The following is a 19,592-nucleotide window of genomic DNA, read 5'->3' as shown; positions in this document are numbered from 1 at the left end:
CCACGGCCCGGCCGCCGGGGGCGGCGGCGCCGGTCTCGGTTCGGGGACATGGCCGTCAGTTCCCCTCGGCGCCCGTCAGGATCCGGTCGGTCGTGGTGACGACGGCGCACTTGGCGGCGGCCCAGCGGAGGGCCATGGCGTGGTCCTCGGCCGAGAAGTCGGCCACGGCGTCCGCGACGACGAACGGCCGGATGTCGCGCATCCACGCGTCGCAGGCCGTCATCATGACGCCGATGTGCGCGTAGACGCCGACGATGACGAGCTGGTCGCGGCCCTGCCCGGCCATCCGCTCGGCCAGGTCGGAGCGGACGAACGCGCTGTACTTCCACTTGGTGAGGACGGTGTCCCCGGCATCGGGCGCCACCGCCTCGGCGATCGCCTCCGCGTGCCCGTCGGCGGGCAGCCCGGGCCCCCAGAAGTCCTGCTGGAGGCCGCGCTCGGCGGGGCTCTGCCCGCCGGGCTGCGCCGAGTACACGACCGGGATGCCGAGCCGCGCGCACTCCTTCTTCAACCGGCCGACGTTGGCGAGCAGTTCGGTCACCGGTGAGGCGCCGGCGGTGAAGGCGCCGAGGAAGTAGTTCTGGAGGTCGTGAACGAGCAGGACCGCGCGGTCCGGGTCGACGGCCCAGTCGACCTTGTTCACCGGGAGATCGGCCTCGGCGGGCATGGGGTAGGGGGTGATGGCGGGGAGCGCCATGGTGCGGTGGCCTTTCGGTGGGGGCGGGGATCGGTGGGGTGGGGTGCGGGCGGCTCACGCCGCGCTGTCGTTGCCGTGCTTGCTCGTTACTGCTCGCGGTTGTCATGGCCGGAACCGGTGGGTGCGGGCCGGTCCGACCGGTCCGGCCAGTGACGGTCGGTGATGGTCGGTGCCGGCCCGGTGCCGGCCCGGTGCCGGCCCGGTGCCCACCGACCCGACCGGTGACGGTTCGGTGCCGATCGGTGCCGGTCCGCATGACGTCGGATACGGCGCCTCCCTCAGCGCCCCTTCCCCGCCAGCTCCGCCGCGATCGCCGCCCTGAGGTCCTTCTTCGACACCTTGCCGACCCCGGTCTGCGGGAAGGCGTCCGTGAACTCCACCCGGTCCGGGACCTTGTAGTCGGCCAGCCCCCGCCCGCGGATGAACTTCTTCAGCGCGCCGGACCGCACCGGCTCGGCCCCCTCCCGCAACACCACGTAGGCACAGGTGCGTTCGCCGAGGTAGGGGTCGGGCATGGAGACGACGGCGGCGTCGTGCACCGAGGGGTGGGCGAGGATGTGGTTCTCGATCTCCTCGGCGGCGACCTTCTCGCCGCCCCGGTTGATCTGGTCCTTGGCCCGGCCCTCGACGACGAGGTAGCCGTCCTCCGTGAGCCGGACCACGTCACCGGTGCGGTAGAAGCCGTCGGGAGTGAAGGACGTGGCGTTGTGATCGGGCGCGCGCCAGTAGCCGCGGATGGTGTACGGGCCCCGGGTGAGCAGGTGCCCGGTCTCGCCCAGGGGCAGGTCGGCGTCCGCGTCGTCGACGACGCGGATCTCGTCGTCGGGGGAGATCGGCCGGCCCTGGGTGCCGACGATGATCTCCTCGGGGTCGTCGAGGCGCGTGTAGTTGACCAGGCCCTCGGCCATGCCGAAGACCTGCTGGAGGGTGCAGCCGAGGGCGGGCCGCACCCGCCGGGCGGCCTCCTCGCTGAACTTCGCGCCGCCCACGAGCAGGACGTCCAGGCTGGACAGGTCGTACGGAGTGGCGGCCGCCGCCTCCGTCCAGACGAGGGCGAGCGGCGGCACCAGGCCCGTGATCGTCACGCCCTCGCGCTCGATGAGCGGGAACGCCACGTCCGGACTGGGCCGCGGCGCGAGGACCACGCGGGCTCCGGCGTGGAGGGCGCCAAGCGTACCCGGCGAGCTCAGCGGGAAGTTGTGGGCGGCGGGCAGGGCGCAGAGGTAGACGCTGTGCTCGTCCACCCGGCAGATCTCGTTGGAGCCGCGGAGCGAGTAGATGTAGTCGTCGTGCGTGCGCGGGATGAGCTTGGGTACGCCGGTGGAGCCGCCGGAGAGCTGGAGGAAGGCCAGGTCGTGCGGTGCGGGCCCGTCGGACGCGTCGTCGAAGGCCCCGGCGGGCGTCCTCGGGACGTCCGCGAGGGCGGTGTGCGGCCCGGGGTCGCCGGCGACGAGGACGTGCCGGAGGGTGGGCACCTCGGCGCGGACGCGGGAGGCGAGCTCGCGGTGGTCGTAGCCGCCCTCGACGTCCGGGATCACGTACGCGGCGGCCTCGGTGAACGCGCAGAAGTGCCGGATCTCGCTGTCGCGGTGCGCTGGCAGGGCGAACACCGGCAGCGCGCCGATGCGGAACAGCGCGAAGACGACCTCGAAGAACTCCGCGACATTGGGGAGTTGGACGACGACGCGGTCGCCCTTGCCGATGCCGAGGGCCAGCAGTCCGGCGGCCATCCGGTCGGCCCGCCCGTCGAGCTCCCCGTACGTCCAGCGGCGGGTGGTGGAGCCGTCCGGCGCGGGGCCGGGGTCGGTGATCGCGATCCGGTCCGGGTGGGCGGCCGCGCGCTCGCGCAGCATCCGCCCGAAGGTCTCGCCGCGCCAGTATCCGGCGGCGCGGTAGCGCTCGGCGAACTCGGGCGGGTAGCCGGGCGCGTCGGGGCTCCCGGCACCCTCGCCGGTCATCGCCCCACCGCCGTCATGGATGTCCGTCACTGGTCAACTCCCACTGCCTGCAAGAACGTACGGAACTTGGCGCCCGTCTCGGCGGTCTCCGCCTGGGGGTCGGACTGCTCGACCACGCCCGCCCCGGCGTACAGCCGCAGCCGCCGGGCGGCCGGTTCGGCCTCGGCGCAGCGGATCGTGACGACCCATTCGCCGTCGCCGTCGGCGTCGCCCCAGCCGACCATTCCGGTGTACGCGCCGCGGTCGAACGGTTCGAGTTCCCCGATGACGCGGCGGGCGGTGTCGGTCGGGGTGCCGCAGACGGCGGGGGTGGGGTGGAGGGCGCAGGCCAGTTCCAGCGCGGAGACGGCCGGGTCGGCCGGCTCGGCCTGGATGGTGGTGGAGAGGTGCCACATGGCGGCCGTGCGCACGAGGGTGGGGCGGTCGGGGACGTCGAGGGAGCGGCAGTACGGGGCGAGCGCGTCGCGGATCGCGTCGACGACCATGGCGTGCTCGTGCAGGTCCTTCTCGGACTCCAGCAGGGCCGCCGCCCGGCGGACGTCCTCGGCCAGGTCGGCGCTGCGCGGCGTCGAACCGGCGAGGGGGTTGGTGACGATCCGTCCGCCCCGCTTGGAGACGAGCAGTTCGGGGCTGGCGCCGAGCAGCGTCCGGCCGGGTCCGGAGGGGACAGCGAAGGTGTAGCCCGTGGGGTCGCGGCGGGCGAGGCGGTCGAGCAGCGCGGGGAGGTCGAGGTCGCGGGAGGAGGTGAGGCGGAGGGTGCGGGAGAGGACGACCTTGCCGAACTCCCCGTCCTTCATCCGGCGCACCGCCTCGGCGACGGCCGCCGCGTAGCCGGCGGGCGCGGGCTCCGGGCGGACGTCCCACTCGGCGGCGGGCGGGGGCACGGCGGGGAGCGCCATGAGCGGGTCGGCGGCCGGCGACGGAGCGGTGCGGACGGTCTCCGGGACGGCGAGGGCGGCCGGCGCGCTCCGGTCGAAGGGCACGGCCCCGATGACGAGGGGCGCGGGGCGGCCCGCGCGCCGCTGCGCCTCCAGGGTCGCGGCGACGCGCCGGGCCAACGGGGCGTCGCCGTGCGGGACTTCGGCGCGCACGCCGTGGGCGAGGAGGGTGCGGGTGGGCGAGGCGAAGAAGCGGGTGTCGTGGGGGTCGTAGGCGTGGAGGAGTTCGGTCGCGGCGCCGACGGCTTCGAGGCCGTCTCGCCGGTCCGCGGTGTCGTGCGGGCCCTCCGGGGACGGCGAGGACGACACCGGCGTCGCCGGTGACGCGGATATCGCGCCGGTGACGCCGTTCCGGCCGGCGGGCTCGTTCGGCGGCGGGGCGGTGACGTGCTGAACCGTGGTCACCTACTGCTCCGTTCCTCCGGCGGGGGTGGACGCCGGGCGTGGGGTGGGGTGTGGGGCCGGCCTGGAGGGGCGGACGGCAAGGGCGGACGGGAGGGGCCGGAAAGGCGGAGAGGGCCGGGAGCGCCGGGAGGGCCTGAGCGCCGGAAGGGAAGCGGCGGGGCAGGGGAATGACCGCTCCACGGGACGGCGGCGGGGACGGCGACTGGGGCGGAGGCGGGGCGGCGGCAGACGGTGGCGGCGCGGCCGACGGCCGCGCCGGCGGATGGCCCGTCGCCCCTCTCCCCGCCGCCGACGGAGACGTTCCGTCAGGCGCGCAGCGTCGCGCCGCCGTCCACGTACAGGTCGTGCATGGTGATGTGCCGGGCGCGGTCCGAGACGAGGAAGACGACGGCGTCGGCGATGTCCGAGGGTTCGGCGATCCGGCCGAGGGGGATGCCGACGCGGTACGTGCCGGGGTCGCCGTCGACGACGCGGGCGGGCGCCTCGTCGTCCGTCCACAGCGCCCGTTGCATGGCGGTGTCGGTGGAGCCGGGGGACACGACGTTGCAGCGCACGCCGCTGCGGCCGAGTTCGAGGCCCAGGCATTTGGTGAACATGGTCGCCGCCGCCTTGGAGGCGGCGTAGGCGGCCATGCCGGTCCGGGGGACGCCCGCCGCGTTGGAGCCGACCGTCACGACGCAGCCGGTGCCGCGCGCGGCCATCCGGCGGGCGGCGGCGCGGGAGGCGACGAAGACGCCGGTGGTGTTGACGGCGAACGTACGGTCCCAGGCCTCGTCGGTGAGCGCGACGACGGGGGAAGGGTAAAGGACCCCGGCCACGTTGACGAGGATGCCGAGCGGGCCGACGGACGTCTCGACCTCCTCGACGACGGCCTCGACGGCGGCGGCGTCCGACACGTCGGCGGTGTGGGCGGTGACCCGCTCCGGCCCGTACTCCGCCGCCAGTTTCCCGATGCCGTCGGGCACCGCGTCGAGGGCCGCGACCCGGGCTCCCCGGGCGACGAGGGCCCGGACCACGGCCTCGCCTATGCCCTGTCCGGCGCCGGTGACCAGCGCGACGCGGCCGGAGAGTTCAGTGTGCTCCACGACGGGTTCCCCCACCATCCAGTTCGAATAAGGTAAGCCTTACCTTACATGAGCCGCTGGCCTGGGGGAATCACCGCTACCGCGCGTCCGTCCCTCCCCTTCGATTCCCGAGGCGGACGCGGAACGGCCCCGGGTCCGGGTGAACGTCAGGATGAGCGTCCGGGTAAACGTCCGGGTGTACGCCCGGATGAACTCCGCGCGACGGACCGAGGCGACCTCCGCCCCGACCCGACCACGGCTGAGCCTCGACCGAGTCCCGACTGGGCCCCCGCCGGACGTCGATCAAGTCCCGCCCCGGCCCCGGCCGGCCCCCGCCCGCCGTCACCGATCCAGCTCCACCTCCGGCACCCCCGGCGCACTGAACCCGAACGTCTGGGCGTAGAGCGAGAGTTCCGCCTCCAGGGCCCGTACCAGCGTCTCCTTCCGGCGGAAGCCGTGCCCCTCCCCCTCGAAGGCGAGGAACGCGTGCGGCACCCCGCGTCCGCGCGCCGCCCGGGCCAGGGCCTCGCTCTGCCCGGGCGGGCAGACCGGGTCGTCCAGGCCGTGGAGGAGGAGGAAGGGCACCTTGATGCGGTCCGCCCGGCGCAGCGGCGACCGTTCGCGGTAGCGCTCGGGCACTCGGTCGCGCGGGCCGATCAGGCTCTCCGTGTAGTGGGACTCGAAGTCGTGGGTGCCGCCGTCGGCCTCCGTCGTGAGGTCCAGGAACGGGAAGAGCATCGTGCCGCACGCGTACAGGTCCGTGCCGGCGAGGGAGTGGGCGGCCGTCCAGCCGCCCGCGCTGCCGCCCTGGACCGCGAGCCGGGCCGGGTCGGCGGCCCCCTCGGCGACCAGCGCCCCGGCGACCGTCGCGCAGTCCTCCACGTCGACGACACCCCAGCGCTCCCGCAGCCGTTCGCGGTAGGCGCGGCCGTAGCCCGTCGAACCGCCGTAGTCGACGACGGCGACGCCGATGCCGCGCGACGTGAAGTAGGCGATGCCCAGGTCGAGGGCGAGCGGCGTCCGGCCGGTCGGTCCGCCGTGCGCGCGGACGACGAACGGGGGCAGTTCGCCGTCCGGGACGGTCCGTTCGGGGTGGCGCGGCCGGTGGATCCGGGCGTGCACCTCGCGGCCGTCGGGCCCGGTGAAGGTACGGACCTCCGGGCGCGGGAGATACGCCGGGTCGACGACGTCCCGGTGCGCGGCGCCGACCACCCGGGCCCGGCCCGTCCGCCCGTCCAGCTCGACGACCTCGTAGCCGGCGGCGGGCCCGGCGGCGATGCCGACCACGCGGGTGCCGTGCGCGCCCAGCGCGGGCACCCACTCCGTCCACGGCCCGGCGACGTCGGCGACGGCCCCGGTCTCCGGGTCGAGGACGCCGAGCACCTGGGCGCCGGCGCCGTGCAGCACGGCGACCGGGCCGCCGGCCAGCGGGACGAACCAGCGCTGCCCCAGCTGCCACAGCGGACCCGCGAACTCTTGTGCCGCGGGACACAGGTTGACGGCCCGGCCGGTCTCCGGATCGACGCGGTGCAGGTTCCACCAGCCCGTACGGTCGGTGACGGCGAGCAGGGTGCCGTCGGGCGCCCACTCCACCTGGGCGACGGCTTCCCGCGGGCCGCCGAGGACGGTCCGCACGTCCGAGAGCCGGTCGCCGCCCGCTCCGCCGTCGACGCGTGCGATCCGCAGCTCGGTGCCGTCCCAGGGCATGCGGGGGTGGTCCCAGGCCAGCCAGGCGACCCGGCGGCCGTCCGGCGAGAGGCGCGGGCCGGTCACGAAGCGGTGGCGGTCGTCCGTCAGCTCGCGGACCGCCGACCGGTCCCCGGCCGCGCGGCCGTCGAGCGGGACGGCGGCAAGCAGCCGCCGCACGTCGCCCGAGCCCGCCCCCGTGAACTCCTCCAGGACGCACCAGACTTCGCCCCGCTCGGGGCGGAGCACCGGGTCCGCCCAGCGCAGCCCGCCGCCGACGGCGGACGTCGGGGTCAGCGGCCGGGGCGACGGGTCGGGCCCGTCCGGCTCCCACGCGTACAGCCGCTGGTCCGGGCCGTGCGCGAAGACCAGCAGCGGTCCGCCGCCGGCCCGGGCCGTCCCGGCCCAGGCGCGGCCGCCGTACTCGTGCACCCGGGTGCGGACGTCCCACGGCGCGGGCAGCGCTACAGCCTCGCCGCCGTCGGGACGCCGCCGGACCAGCGCCCGGCGGCCCCCCTCCGTCGGCCGGCCCGCGACCCACCAGACGTCGTCGCCGACCCAGCCCGCGAAGTCGGGACGGCCGCCGTGCTCCGCCACCAGGGCGGCGTCCACGGGGGACGGCCAGGTTCCGCAGGGCGCCGGGGACTTGGGCACCATGATCGCTACGCCTCCTCGGGCAGGGGGTGGTGGGACGAGCAGGGACCCGACGCGTCGTGCATCACAAAGCGGTCCAGGACGCGCACACCGAAGTGCAGGGCGTCCACGGGCACCCGCTCGTCGACGCCGTGGAACAGCCCCTGGTAGTCGAAGCCCGGCGGCAGCCGCAGCGGCGAGAATCCGTACCCCGCGACGCCCAGCCGGGAGAACTGCTTGGCGTCCGTGCCGCCGGACATGCAGAACGGCACCACGTGCGCCTCGGGGTCGAAGTGCTCCAGCGCGGCCCGCATCCGGGCGAACACCGGCGCGTCCACCGGCGCTTGCAGGGCCCGCTCGCGGTGGAAGAACGTCCAGTCCACGTCCGGGCCGGTGAGCCGGTCCAGGGTGGCGGCGAACTCCTCGTCCCCGCCCGGCACGGTCCGGCCGTCGACGAACGCGGTGGCCGTCCCCGGAATCACGTTGATCTTGTAACCGGCGCTGAGCATGGTGGGGTTGGCGCTGTTCCGGACGGTCGCCGCCACCAGCTTGGCGGCGGGCCCCAGCTTGCCCAGCAGCTCCTCGACCTCCTCCGGGCGCGGCCCGTCGCGGTCCACGTCGATGCCGTGGGCGGCGGCCAGTTCGCGCAGCGCGGCGCGGACGACCGGGGTCAGCCGGACCGGCCACTCGTGCTCGGCGATCCGGGTGACGGCGGCGGCCAGCCGGGCCACCGCGTTCTCCCGGTTCACCTTGGAACCGTGCCCGGCCGTGCCCCGGGCCCTCAGCTCCACCCACGCCGAGCCGCGCTCTCCCGCCGCCACCGGATACAGCCGCAGCCCGCCGGCCCCGTGCACGGTGTACGCGCCCGACTCGCCGATCGCCTCGGTGCAGCCCTCGAACAGCGCGGCGTGCTCGTCCGCGAGAAAGCCGGCACCCGCCTCCCCCTTGTCCTCCTCGTCCGCGGTGAACGCCAGCACGATGTCGCGCGGCGGCAGGACACCCGCCCGCGCCCAGGCGCGGACCACGGCCAGCACCATGGCGTCCGTGTTCTTCATGTCGAGCGCGCCGCGCCCCCAGACGACGCCGTCCCGCACCTCGCCCGAGAAGGGGTGCACGGCCCAGTCCGCCGGCTCGGCCGGGACGACGTCCAGGTGCCCGTGGACGAGCAGCGCCCCCGCGACGGGGTCCCGGCCCGGGACCCGGGCCACCACATTCGTCCGCCCGGGCTTCCGCTCCAGCAGGAACGGCTCGATCCCCACCTCGGCGAGCCGCTCCGCCACGTACTCGGCGGCGGGCCGCTCCCGGCAGTCGCCGCCACCGCGGTTGGTGGTGTCGATCCGGATCAGATCGGAGGTGAACCGGACGACTTCGTCGAGCGCCCGCGCGTCCACCCGTCCCCCGTCGCCGTCCACCCCTGCTGCCGTGCCACTAGCCATACGCTTCCTCCACCGCCCCCGCCACGACGGGACGGATCGCCTCGGACATGGTCGGCGTGGTGCGGCGCGTGAGGCCGGGCGGCGCGAAGCCCGTACGGTCCACCGAGCGGCGACGGTGCGCACCCGCGCACCGCCCGACCCCCTCGGCGCGCACGGCACACCCACTCCCCCGGCCGTCACCCGTCACCTGCACCACCAGCCCACCGTAAGCGCCTCCACCGACGAACCCGGGCGACCCGTCGAACCACCGCGCGCCGTCCACCCGTACGCCGCGCCCACGCGCCGATGCGCCCCCGCAGGGGCCCGTGGGGGCTCAGCCGGCCTCCGCCGACGGCGTTCGCGCCCGCCGCGCCGCCCGCAGCGGTAAAGGATCTTCGCCACCTTCCCGTTCTACCTCAGAGGTAACGCGTCCGCACAGGCCCCGCCATCTCGCCGTTACCGTGAAGCGCCCTCCCCGTACGGCTCGTTGACGGCAGGGCGGACGGAACTCACTGCCCCGCGCCCCGCGGCCACACTCTGCGCGCCTCTGGTCCAACCCGCTTACCGGGTGGGCACGTTCACGACGCCCGCGCCCTCACCCGGTCACCGCCTCAACCCCAGCACCCGGTGCGGCCGGTAAGGCGCCTCCAGTCGGGCGGTCTCGTCGTCCGTCAGGACCAGGTCCACGGCGGCCACCGCGTCGTCCACGTGGGAGGCGCGGGTGGCGCCGATGATCGGGGCCGCGACGGGGGGCTTGGAGAGGAGCCAGGCGAGGGCTACGCGGGCCGGGGGGAGGTCGCGGGCGGTGGCTACCGCGCGGAGGGCGTCCACGACGTCGAAGTCCGCTTCCTCGTAGAGGCGGCGGGCGAGTTCGTCGTTGCCGGAGCGGAGGGTGCGGTGGGTGCCGTCGCGGTCGCGGGTGCCGGTGAGCATGCCGCGGGCCAGGGGGCTCCAGGGGACGCAGCTGACGTTCTCGTCGCGGCAGAGGGGGAGCATTTCGCGTTCCTCCTCGCGGTAGAGGAGGTTGTAGTAGTTCTGCATGGAGACGAAGGGGGTCCAGCCGTTGGCCCGGGCCAGGTGCTGAGCCTTGGCGAACTGCCAGGCCCACATGCTGGAGGCGCCCAGGGCGCGGACCTTGCCGGCGACGACGAGTTCGTGGAGCGCCTCCAAAGTCTCCTCGATGGGCGTGTCGTAGTCCCAGCGGTGGATCTGGTACAGGTCGACGTGGTCGGTGCCGAGCCTGCGGAGGGAGGCGTCGATGGCCTTGGTGATGTGTTTGCGGGACAGGCCGCGGTCGTCGGGGCCCGGGCCCATGGGGAAGTAGACCTTGGTGGCGAGGACGTAGTCCTCACGGCGCGGGAAGAGGCGGGAGAGCAGGCGTCCCGTGATCTCCTCGCTGAGGCCGGCCGAGTACATGTCGGCCGTGTCGAAGAACGTGACGCCCGCCTCGACCGCGCGCCGGACGACGGGTTCGGCGGCCTCCTCGTCCAGGAACCACTTCTGCGCGGTGGGGCCGCCGCCGTAGCTCATCATGCCCAGGCATATCCGGGACACCTTCAGGTCCGAGCCACCCAGTTGTACGTAGCGCACGTCGTCTCCCGTTCCTCGCGGACGATCGGTCCTTGCCGCTCAGCTCACAGAGGCATCCTGCGGCCCGGGCCGGTGGAATTGAAGACGCGTGCAGGGGTCAGGTCCCGGACGGCGGGGTGTAGGAGGAGCGGGAGTTGAGGGCGGCGGCCTCGCCGGCCGCCCTCCGGTGGGCCGTCGCGGCGCGTTCCAGGTCGCGCCGCGCGTCCGGGCCTCCGGCGGCCGCGCGGGCCCGGGCGACGCGGTCCATCTCGCGGTTGGCGAGGACGACGGCCGCGGTGGGGGCCTTCCGCTCGTCCTCGTACGCCGCCAGGGCCCGGACGGGGTCGGGCTCGGTGGCGAGGCGGTGGGCCAGGACGCGGGCGTCGAGCACCGCCTGGGAGCCGCCGTTGGCGCCGGAGGGGTACGCGGGGTGGGCGGCGTCGCCGAGGAGGGTGACGCGGCCCTCGCCCCAGGCCGGGAGGGGGTCGCGGTCGACCATGGGGTACTCGAGGATCCGCTCGGCGCCGGCGAGGAGCGCGGGCAGGTCCGTCCAGTCGAACCGCCAGTCCGCGTAGTACGGGAGGACGTCCGCCAGGCGGCCGGGGCGGTTCCGGTGCGCGTCGCCGGCGAGCGGGCCGGGGGCGCCCGTCGGCACCGCGCAGACCCAGTTGAGGAGCGTCCGGCCGCGTGCGAGGGCCGCGGGCGAGATCTGGTACGCGACGAACTGGGTGTTCCGCTCGTCGGACGCGAGGAGCAGCGCGTTGCCCGGCGGGAAGGCGTCGGTCTCGGTGACGCCCCGCCACATGGTGACGCCGCTCCACCGGAGCGGGCCCTGGGCGGGGTGGAGGCGGGCGCGGAGCCGGGAGTGGATGCCGTCGGCGGCGACGAGGACCCGGGCGGCGTGGCGCTCGTGCCGGTCGGTGGTCCGGTCGAGGGCGTGGACGTGGACGGCGTCGGGGGTCTGGGTGAAGTCCTCGACGCGGACGCCGGTCCGGACGGCCTCCGGGCCGATCCGCTCTCTCACCGTTCTCAGCAGCATCATCTGTAAGTCGCCGCGGTGCACGGAGTACTGCGGCCAGCGGTAGCCGGCGGCCGTGCCGCGCGGGTCGCGGTAGCGGACGGTGCCGTGCCGGTCGGCGAAGACGTGGGCGACGGCGGGGACGCCGAGGGCGGCCAGTTCGTCGGCCAGGCCGAGTTCATGCAGTTCCCGGACGGCGGCGGGCTGCAGGTTGATGCCCACGCCGAGCGGGGAGATGTGGCGCGAGGACTCCAGGACGAGCGGCCGGATGCCGACGGCGTGCAGGCTGAGGGCGGTGGTGAGGCCGCCGATGCCGGCGCCGGCTATCACGACGTCGGCCGACAGGCACTGGGCGGGGTGCGGTGTGGTCATGTCTCCTCGTCGGGGCAGGGTGTGGAGGGCCGCCCGCTCGCGCGCGCGACAGCGGGCGGCCCCCGGTGTCGCCGCGCCGCGGTTCAGCGCACGGCGTGGACGAGTTCGCCGCCGCGCGGCCCCGCCTCCGGCCACCGCCCGAGGGCCTGGCCCACCGCCGCGTAGGTCACCGTCTCCGGCCGCCAGCCCCGCTCGGTGAACAGCGGATCGGGCTCGTCGGTGCCGTACCGCCACCCGGCGCCCGAGCGTTCGAGGAGGCGCAGCATCGGGCGGACGGCCGGGTCGTGGAACAGGGAGCCCGCGACGAAGTCGGTGAGGAGGTGGCTGCCGGGGGCGGAGAGTTCGGTGATGCGGTCGAGGAGGCGGAGGACGTCCCCCTCCTCCAGGTACTGGGTAAGGCCCTCGACCAGCCAGCAGGCGGGCTTGTCGGGGCGGAACCCGGCCGCCGTGAGGGGCCCGGCCCAGTCGGCGGCGAGGTCGGCGCCGACCGGCACCCGGCGGGCGCAGCGCGGCGCGGCGTCGCCGAGCAGCGACTCCTTCAGCCGCAGCAGGTCCGGGCGGTCGACCTCATAGAGGACGGTGGTGGGGAGCGGGAGGCGGTAGGCGCGGCTGTCCATGCCCGCGGCGAGCAGGACGAGTTGGCGGGGCGCGTCGGGGGCCTCGGGCACGTCGGGTGCGTCGGGTGTTCCGGAGGCGGCGCCGCCCGTGACCGTCAGGAGGTGGTCGTCGAAGTAGCGGGTGCGGACGGGTATGGCCTCCACCACGCCGGCCCGGTCGGCCAGTCTCCGTCCCGTGTCGCCGGCGAGGACGGCGGCGAACGGGTCGTCGAAGAGCCGGTCCGGCCGCTCGGACTCGCGGGCGCGCAGGGCGGCCGTCATCCGGGCGGTGTTGGCGACGGGGTCGAGGTCCTCCGCGGGGGTGGCGGCGACGGGGTCGAGGCGATCGGCGGGCGCGTCGGGGCGGTCGGCGGTCGAGTCGTGCATCGCGGTGGGGCTCCGTTCGTCGGTCGCTGGTACGGGCGCGCGGGGCGCCCGATGACTCACCCCCGTTCGGTACAGCCCTCCCGTATTACCACCTACGCGGACAAGCGGATAAGAGGACCGTGTGGCGGGTGTTGCTCACGTTGATTGTGGTGCGGGTGAGGCCAGGGATTCGCTCACCCCCGCCCCCTCCGCCACGGAACGGCGAAGCCGGCCCGCGCGCGGTCACGCGGCCCGCTCCGGGGCGACGGCGGCCAGCGCGGCGGCGGTGGGGAGGACGACGGCGCAGCGCGTCGCCGCGTACTCCAGGGCCATGCGGTGGTACCCGGCCGTGAAGTCGGCGACGGCGTCGGCGACCACGAAGGTCTCGATGTCGTGCGAGAACGCCTCGTGGGCGGACATCAGGATGCCGACGTGCGCGTAGACGCCGCAGATGACCAGCTGGTCGCGCCGCTGACGGCGCATCAGGTCGAGCAGTCCGGTGCGGCAGAACGCGGACGGCCGCCACTTGGTCAGCACCACGTCCCCCTCCCCGGGCGCCACCTCGGGGACGACCGCCCGGTGCTCCTCCCCCGCCGGCATCCCGGCACCCCAGATGTCCTTCAGCAGGCCGCGCTGCTCGTCGGTCATCCCGCCGGGCTGCGCCGTGTAGACGACGGGCGCGCCGGCGCGGGCCCACGCCCCGCGCAGCGCCGCGGCGTTGGCGACGAGCTCGGCGGCCGGGGACTGCCCGGCGGGGAACGGGCGCAGGAAGTAGTGCTGCATGTCGTGGACGAGCAGCACCGCGCGCCGGGGGTCGACGGCCCAGCCCGCGGTGTTCTCCGGGAGGGAGTCGGTGGCCGGCATGGGGTACGGGGCTATCGGCGGGATGGCCATGGGCGTCCTTTCCATGAGGGAGTGGCGGCGGCGTCAGGCGCCGAGGGTGGCTCCGCCGTCGACGGTGAGGTGGTGCATCGTGATGTGCGCGGCGCGGTCGGAGAGCAGGAACAGGACCGCGTCGGCGATGTCCTCGGGGCGGGCGACCTTCCGGAGCGGGATGCCGAGGCGGTATTCCTCCGCCACGCCGTCGACCGAGTGCGCGCGGGCGGCGTCCGCGTCGTCCCAGAGGGCCGTGAGCATGGCGGTGTCCGTCGAGCCGGGGCCGACCACGTTGCACCGGACGCCGCAGGCGGCGAGCTCCAGGCCGAGGCAGGCGGTGAACATGCTCGCGGCGGCCTTGGACGCGGCGTAGGCGGCGAGGTTCACGCGCGGGGTGCGGCCGGCGTTGGAGGCGATGGTGACGATGGCGCCGGAGCGGCGGCGGGCCATCCGGTCGGCGACGGCCCGGCTGACGTGGAAGACGCCGGTGGCGTTGACGTCGAGGACGGCGTTCCAGTCGGCCTCGGTGAGCTCGCGGACGCTGCCGGAGCGGAGGATGCCGGCGCCGTTGACGAGGTGGGTGAGCGGCCCGAGTTCGCGTTCCGCCGTGTCGACGGCCGCCTCGACCCCGGCGGCGGAGGTGACGTCGGCGGGCAGGGCGAGGACTCGCCGGCCGGCGCCGGTCAGGTCGGCTGCCAGGGCCGCCAGCGCGCCCTCGTCCCGGTCGAGCAGGGCCACGGCCACGCCCTCGGCGGCCAGGGCGCGGGCCACGGCCTCGCCTATGCCGCCCGCGGCGCCGGTGACGAGCGCCGTGCCGTGCAGTCCGAACACCGTCATGTGTGGGGTCTCCTTCGTCGGCGGTCCCGGACGACGTCCGGGGCGGTTCCCGGGCTCCGGGCGGAGCGGGAGCCGGGCGCTTCGGGGCGGTTCACCGTGGAGCCGTTGCACGTCGGAGGACGCTGACCGGCGGCCGCCGCCCCCGCGGGCGTCAGGGCTGCCACCCGGCGGGCTCGGGCCGGGGAGAGGCGGCGCCGGTCGTCGGCGGGACGGGTGACGAGGCCGCCCCGCTTGCCGGTTCCCAGGCTGCCGATCTCGTCGTCCCGGCGCAATCCCTCGGTGCGGACGGGGGTTTCGGTGCGGGGGCGTGGTCCGGGTGGCGGTGCGGAGGGACGGACCGGGTCGCGGACCGCGCGGCCCGGGCACGCGGCGGGGCGCCCCGCCCCTCGCCGCGCGGGCAGCCCTCGCGGCGGTGCCGCTCACCGCACTCGGCGGAACGGCGGGAAAGCGGTTCGGTACGGCGGCGCGGCGGCCCCGGGGGACGGGGAACACACCACGTGGCGGACCGCTCCCCCGGGAACGCGTCGCGGACGCGCACCGCGCGATCGAGACGGGGCACGGGCGGGGCGAGTTCGCGCTGGTGACGGGCTCACGGTGGGCCGGCGCACGGGGAGGGAGCGCCTGGCCCCCACGCGATAATGCCTCCCATGAGCTCCACCGCCCCCGCCTCGACGACCCCGGGCAGCCCCCACCCCGTCCCCGACGCCGTCGCGCACCTCACCGGGCGGTGGACGGTCCACCGCGTCCTCCGCGACCTGGCCACCGGCCAGGAGGGCACCTTCACCGGCACGGCCGTGTTCCGTCCGGCCGCCGGCGCGACGCACCTGCTGCACGTCGAGGACGGCGGGCTCACCTGGAACGGCACCACCGGGCGGGCGGGCCGGACGCTCCTGCTGTACGGCCGGCCGGACGGCACGGCCGACGTCCGCTTCGCCGACGGCCGTCCCTTCCACCCCCTGGACCTGCGGACCGGGCACTGGACCACCCGCCACCCCTGCGGCCGGGACCGCTACGACGGGACGTTCACCGTCGTCTCGGCCGACGAGTGGCGGCTCGCCTGGCGCACCACGGGACCGGCCAAGGACCAGCTCCAGCACGCGGTGTACCGGCGCGCCGAGAGCCCGTGAACCCGGCTTGAGGCCGCCGGGTCTCACCTCCCGTGGCGCTCCCGGAACATGTCCGTCATCCCCTGGTCCGCGTGGCCCAGCTGCAGATCCCGTTCCGTCCGGCCGCCCCCGGCGACCTGCAGCACCGTCGCCACCGGCGGGTACCCGGCCGCGACCACCGTGTACTCCCCCGCGGACAGGTCGACGAAGCGGAACGTGCCGTCGGCGCCCGTGATCGCGGAGTCCACGACGTTCCCGGCCGCGTCGAGCAGGGTGACCCGGGCGTCCTCGACCGGCCGGCCGCCCCCGGCGCGGACCGTGCCGCGCAGCACCGCGCCGCCCGCCAGCTCGACGTCCTGCCGGGTCTCGCGGGCGGACTGGACGGTGACGGGGAGCGCGGCCGGGCGGTAGGCGGGGGCGCTGGCGGCCAGGGTGTACTCGCCGGCGACGAGTTCGCCGATGACGTAGCCGCCCTCGTGCCCGGTCCGGGTGGAGGCGACGACCTCGCCCTGGACGCTGGTGAGCGTCACCAGCGCCTCGCACACCGGGCTGCCGTCGGCGGCGCGGACGGTGCCCGCGAGCCGGCCGGCGCCGCCGAGGACGACGTCGAGCTCGACCGGCCGGTCGCCGACGGTCACGGTGACCGCCTGCGGCTGGTGGCCCCCGGCCGCGGCGATGAGGACGTACGAGCCCGCGCCGGGCGTGTTCAGCGCGTACCGGCCGTCGTCGCCGCTGGAGCCGCGCCCGATCTGCCGCCCCTGGGCGTCGATGAGGGTGAGCGCGGCGCGGGCGACGGTGGTGCCGTCCTGGTGCTGCACGGCGCCGGTGACGGGCACCGCGGCGGCGTACGGCGTGCCGTCCGGGGCGTGCATCCCCTCACGCGCGTACGCCCCCTCACGGAGGTACGCCCCCTCTCGCGCGTACGCGCCCCCACGGCCGTACGCCTCACGCGCCGGATCCGGCTCGGTGATCAGCGGTGCGGGCGGCGGCGTCGGCTCGTTGCGGGCGGGCGGGATGGTGGGCGCTTCGGGGGCGTTGTGGGACACCAGTGGTTTCTCCTTCAGCAGGAAGGCGAGCAGGAAGCCGAGGACGAACACCGGCACCAGGTAGAGGAAGATCCGCGGCATGGCGTCCGCGTACGCCCGGATGTAGCCGTCCCGCAGCGCCGCCGGGAGGGCGTGCACCAGGCCGGGCGTGAGGGAGTCGGCGTCCGGGAGTCCGGCGCGCCGCGGCAGTTCGCCGGCGAGGCGGTGGGCCAGCCGGTGCGCGAAGAGGGTGCCGAAGACGGCCGCGCCGACCGAACCGCCGATCTGCCGGAAGAAGTTGTTGGCGCTGGTGGCGGTCCCGAGGTCGGCGGGGTGGACGGAGTTCTGCACGGCGAGGATCAGGACGGGCAGGGCCAGGCCGATACCGGTGCCGAGGACGGCCATCCAGAGGCTGTAGACCAGCCGGCCCGTCCCGGCGTCCAGGTGCGACAGCAGGTACATGCCTTCGGCGGCGAGGGCGCAGCCGAGGACGGGCAGCAGCTTGTAGTGGCCGGTGCGGCTGACGAGTTGGCCGGCGACGAGGGAGGCGGCCACGACGCCGCCCATCATCGGCAGCATCAGCAGCCCGGACTCGGTGGCGCCGGCCCCGTCGACCATCTGCAGGAAGGTCGGCAGGTAGCTGGCGGCGCCGAAGAGGCCGACGCCGACCACCGCGCCGATCAGCCCGGTGACGAGGAAGACGGAGTCGCGGAACAGGTGCGGCGGGATGATGGGTTCGGCCGCGTACTGCTCGACGACGAGGAACAGCAGGGCCGTGCCGAGCGCGCCGGCGGCGAGGCCGAGGGTGACGCGGTCGGTCCACGCGTACTCGGTGCCGCCCCAACTGGTCAGCAGCACCAGGCAGGTGGCGGAGGTGCTGAGCAGCAGCGCGCCGAGGACGTCGAACCGGCCGCGGGCGGTGGGCCGGGGCAGGTCCAGGGCCTTGAGGACGACGGCGAGGGTGACCAGCCCGAACGGGACGTTGACGTAGAAGCACCAGCGCCAGGAGGTGTGGTCGGTGAAGAACCCGCCCAGCAGCGGCCCGGCGACGGAGGCGAGCCCGAAGGCGGCGCTGATGACGCCCATGAAGCGGCCGCGCTCGCGGGGCGGGACGATGTCGGCGATGATCGCCTGCACGCCGATCAGCAGCCCGCCGGCGCCGACGCCCTGGAGCGCGCGGAAGGCGATGAACTGGTCCATGGTCCGCGACCAGCCGGCCAGTCCGGAGCCGAGGACGAAGACGACGATCGCGAAGACGAAGACGGTCTTGCGGCCGAGGAGGTCGCCGACCTTGCCGTAGAGCGGCAGCACCACCGTGGAGGTGAGCAGGTAGGCGGTGACGGCCCAGGGCATCCGGTCCACGCCGTGCAGGTCGCCGACGATCCGCGGGAGGGCGGTGGCCACGATCGTCTGGTCGAGCGCCGCGAGGAGCAGGGTGAGCATCAGCGCGATGAAGACGACGCGGACCCGCCCCCGTCCCGGCCGGGGGTCCCGGTCGGGATCACCGGCCGGGACGGGGCCGCTCGCGGGCAGGGCGGGTGGACCGCTCGTCACCACGATGGCCTCGGAGATGGACCCGCCCACGTGTGTGCTCCCGTCGTCGCGCCTGGTCGTCCGGCCGCCCTTTTTTCGCATTACGCGACAACGGGGAGCAAGCGCGACGTTTTACCCGGGAGTACGGCCGTGACGGCTTTCCGCCGGTCGGAGGCGTTGTGACGGCCCGGTGCGGGGCCGGGAAAACCACTCGTACAGGTGAGAGGCCGCCAGGGGCTCAGCCCTTCTCCACCTCACCGGCGAGCCGGGCGAGGACGGCGTCGTGGATCCGGGCCAGCCCCTTGGGCGCGAAGGTCCGCTCGAAGAAGCCGCCGATGCCGGTGGCGCCGGTCCAGGTGGTGCTGACGACGACCTTGGCGCGGCCCTCGCCGGCGGGGGTGACCGTCCAGGTGGTCACCATGCTGGAGTTGCGGTCCTTCTCCACCAGCTGCCCGGCGGACGGCTCGGTGACCTCCAGCAGGCAGTCCCGGACGCGCTTGCTGGTGGCCTGGAGCTTCCAGTGCACCAGCGTGCCCTCGCCGTCGCCGCCCTCCCGGACCTCGTACTCGCTGTACTGCTCGGGCAGCAGCTTGGCACGGGTGCCGCTGTAGTCGGCGAGCGTGTCGAACACCTCCTCCGGGTCCGCCGCGATGATCCGCTCGGTGGTGGCCTCGACCTGGCCCATGACTTGCCCTCCGGGATTCCGGGATGACGATATGTGCAGCAGCCCGCGCGTCCCGCGGGTGCGGGCAAAGCCAATCACCATCGCCACACCCGCCCAAATCGGGGGGCGCTCGTTCCGCGTACATCCCGACGTTTCCGTCTGCGGGCGCCCCGGGACCGCTAACGTGCGTGCATGGTGCGCATACGGAAGATGGCCGACGACGACGTGGACGCCGTGGCGGAGATCCGGATCACCGGCTGGCGGACGGCGTACCGGGGACTCGTCCCCGACGCGTACCTCGACGCCATGGACCCGGCCGCGGACGCCGCCGCGCACCGGGCGCGCCGGGCAACGGCCGAGTACCCGATGGTGGAGCTGGTCGCCGAGTCCCCCGCCGACGGCGTCGTGGGCTGGGCTTGCCTGGGCCCCTGCCGCGACGACGATGTCCCGGCGCCCGCCGGTGAGCTGTACGCCCTCTACGTGCGGCCCGCGCTCGTCGGCACCGGCGTGGGGCGCGCGCTGTGCGCCGGCGCGCTGGAGGGCGCGCGGGAGCGGGGGGACGCCCGGCTGGGCCTGTGGGTGCTGCGCGAGAACGCGCGCGCCCGTCGCTTCTACGCTCGTGCGGGGTTCGCGGCGGATGGGGCGGAGCGGGTGGATGTGGTGGAGGGGGAGCCGGTGGTGGAGGTGCGGTATGTGCGGGGGGTGTAGGGGGGGTGCCCCGGTCCCGCCCTTTCACCGTTTCCTGGGGCTGCGCCCCAGACCCCCTTGTCCTCAAGCGCCGGACGGGCTGAATCAGCCCGTCCGGCGCTTGAGGACAGCGCCCGCAGGGCGCTT

The 19,592-nt window shown here is 75.2% G+C and carries 15 protein-coding genes; 2 read left to right on the top strand and 13 right to left on the bottom strand.

The features are described 5' to 3' along the window. Nucleotides 1–55: 55 nt before the first annotated feature. The 11 genes from ACH4PU_RS23575 to ACH4PU_RS23525 form a co-directional block, all read right to left on the bottom strand. Nucleotides 56–697 (bottom strand): isochorismatase family protein, encoded by a 642-nt coding sequence (locus ACH4PU_RS23575; RefSeq protein ID WP_398275363.1) that lies wholly within the window; start codon nt 695–697, stop codon nt 56–58. A gap of 278 nt (nt 698–975) precedes the next feature. Further along, on the bottom strand, nt 976–2,655 hold the full coding sequence (locus ACH4PU_RS23570; protein ID WP_398275803.1) for a (2,3-dihydroxybenzoyl)adenylate synthase: 1,680 nt from the start codon (nt 2,653–2,655) through the stop codon (nt 976–978). A 26-nt stretch (nt 2,656–2,681) separates the two neighbouring features. After that, the gene (gene dhbC, locus ACH4PU_RS23565) at nt 2,682–3,926 is read right to left on the bottom strand and encodes an isochorismate synthase DhbC (RefSeq protein ID WP_398275800.1); all 1,245 of its coding nucleotides are present in this window, start codon (nt 3,924–3,926) and stop codon (nt 2,682–2,684) included. Between the two features lie 377 nt (nt 3,927–4,303). After that, complete coding sequence (locus ACH4PU_RS23560) at nt 4,304–5,101, bottom strand: 2,3-dihydro-2,3-dihydroxybenzoate dehydrogenase (RefSeq protein ID WP_398275360.1); 798 nt, start codon at nt 5,099–5,101, stop codon at nt 4,304–4,306. A gap of 303 nt (nt 5,102–5,404) precedes the next feature. After that, on the bottom strand, nt 5,405–7,405 hold the full coding sequence (locus tag ACH4PU_RS23555; protein ID WP_398275357.1) for a prolyl oligopeptidase family serine peptidase: 2,001 nt from the start codon (nt 7,403–7,405) through the stop codon (nt 5,405–5,407). Nucleotides 7,406–7,410: 5 nt separating this feature from the next. Then, a complete protein-coding gene (locus tag ACH4PU_RS23550; RefSeq protein ID WP_398275354.1) occupies nt 7,411–8,817 on the bottom strand; it encodes a M20/M25/M40 family metallo-hydrolase in 1,407 nt (468 codons plus the stop codon). 582 nt (nt 8,818–9,399) lie between these two features. Next, a complete protein-coding gene (locus ACH4PU_RS23545; protein ID WP_398275351.1) occupies nt 9,400–10,386 on the bottom strand; it encodes an aldo/keto reductase in 987 nt (328 codons plus the stop codon). Between the two features lie 97 nt (nt 10,387–10,483). Beyond that, complete coding sequence (locus ACH4PU_RS23540) at nt 10,484–11,755, bottom strand: FAD-dependent monooxygenase (RefSeq protein ID WP_398275348.1); 1,272 nt, start codon at nt 11,753–11,755, stop codon at nt 10,484–10,486. Nucleotides 11,756–11,838: 83 nt separating this feature from the next. Then, nucleotides 11,839–12,738, bottom strand: coding sequence for an SAM-dependent methyltransferase (locus tag ACH4PU_RS23535; RefSeq protein ID WP_398275345.1), 900 nt, complete (start codon nt 12,736–12,738; stop codon nt 11,839–11,841). A gap of 222 nt (nt 12,739–12,960) precedes the next feature. Continuing rightward, nucleotides 12,961–13,611, bottom strand: coding sequence for an isochorismatase family protein (locus ACH4PU_RS23530; RefSeq protein WP_398275342.1), 651 nt, complete (start codon nt 13,609–13,611; stop codon nt 12,961–12,963). Nucleotides 13,612–13,644: 33 nt separating this feature from the next. After that, nucleotides 13,645–14,430, bottom strand: a complete 786-nt coding sequence (locus ACH4PU_RS23525; RefSeq protein ID WP_398275339.1) for a 2,3-dihydro-2,3-dihydroxybenzoate dehydrogenase — start codon at nt 14,428–14,430, stop codon at nt 13,645–13,647. 647 nt (nt 14,431–15,077) lie between these two features. Between ACH4PU_RS23525 and ACH4PU_RS23520 the strand changes: the two genes are divergently transcribed. Next, entirely contained in the window at nt 15,078–15,557 is a 480-nt protein-coding gene (locus ACH4PU_RS23520) for a DUF6314 family protein (RefSeq protein ID WP_398275336.1), read from the top strand. A 23-nt stretch (nt 15,558–15,580) separates the two neighbouring features. Here ACH4PU_RS23520 and ACH4PU_RS23515 read toward each other — a convergent pair whose 3' ends face one another. After that, nucleotides 15,581–18,145, bottom strand: coding sequence for an MFS transporter (locus tag ACH4PU_RS23515; protein WP_398275333.1), 2,565 nt, complete (start codon nt 18,143–18,145; stop codon nt 15,581–15,583). A 187-nt stretch (nt 18,146–18,332) separates the two neighbouring features. Beyond that, nucleotides 18,333–18,779, bottom strand: a complete 447-nt coding sequence (locus tag ACH4PU_RS23510) for an SRPBCC family protein (RefSeq protein ID WP_185943525.1) — start codon at nt 18,777–18,779, stop codon at nt 18,333–18,335. 171 nt (nt 18,780–18,950) lie between these two features. On the opposite strand from ACH4PU_RS23510, the gene ACH4PU_RS23505 reads away from it, so the two are divergent. Next, nucleotides 18,951–19,466, top strand: a complete 516-nt coding sequence (locus ACH4PU_RS23505) for a GNAT family N-acetyltransferase (RefSeq protein ID WP_398275330.1) — start codon at nt 18,951–18,953, stop codon at nt 19,464–19,466. Nucleotides 19,467–19,592: the final 126 nt, after the last annotated feature.

This window comes from Streptomyces sp. NPDC021100, from assembly GCF_044333095.1.
Taxonomy (GTDB): Bacteria; Actinomycetota; Actinomycetes; order Streptomycetales; family Streptomycetaceae; genus Streptomyces.
The sequence above is the reverse complement of the archived record's forward strand: the minus strand, read 5'-3'. Positions and strand labels throughout refer to the sequence as shown.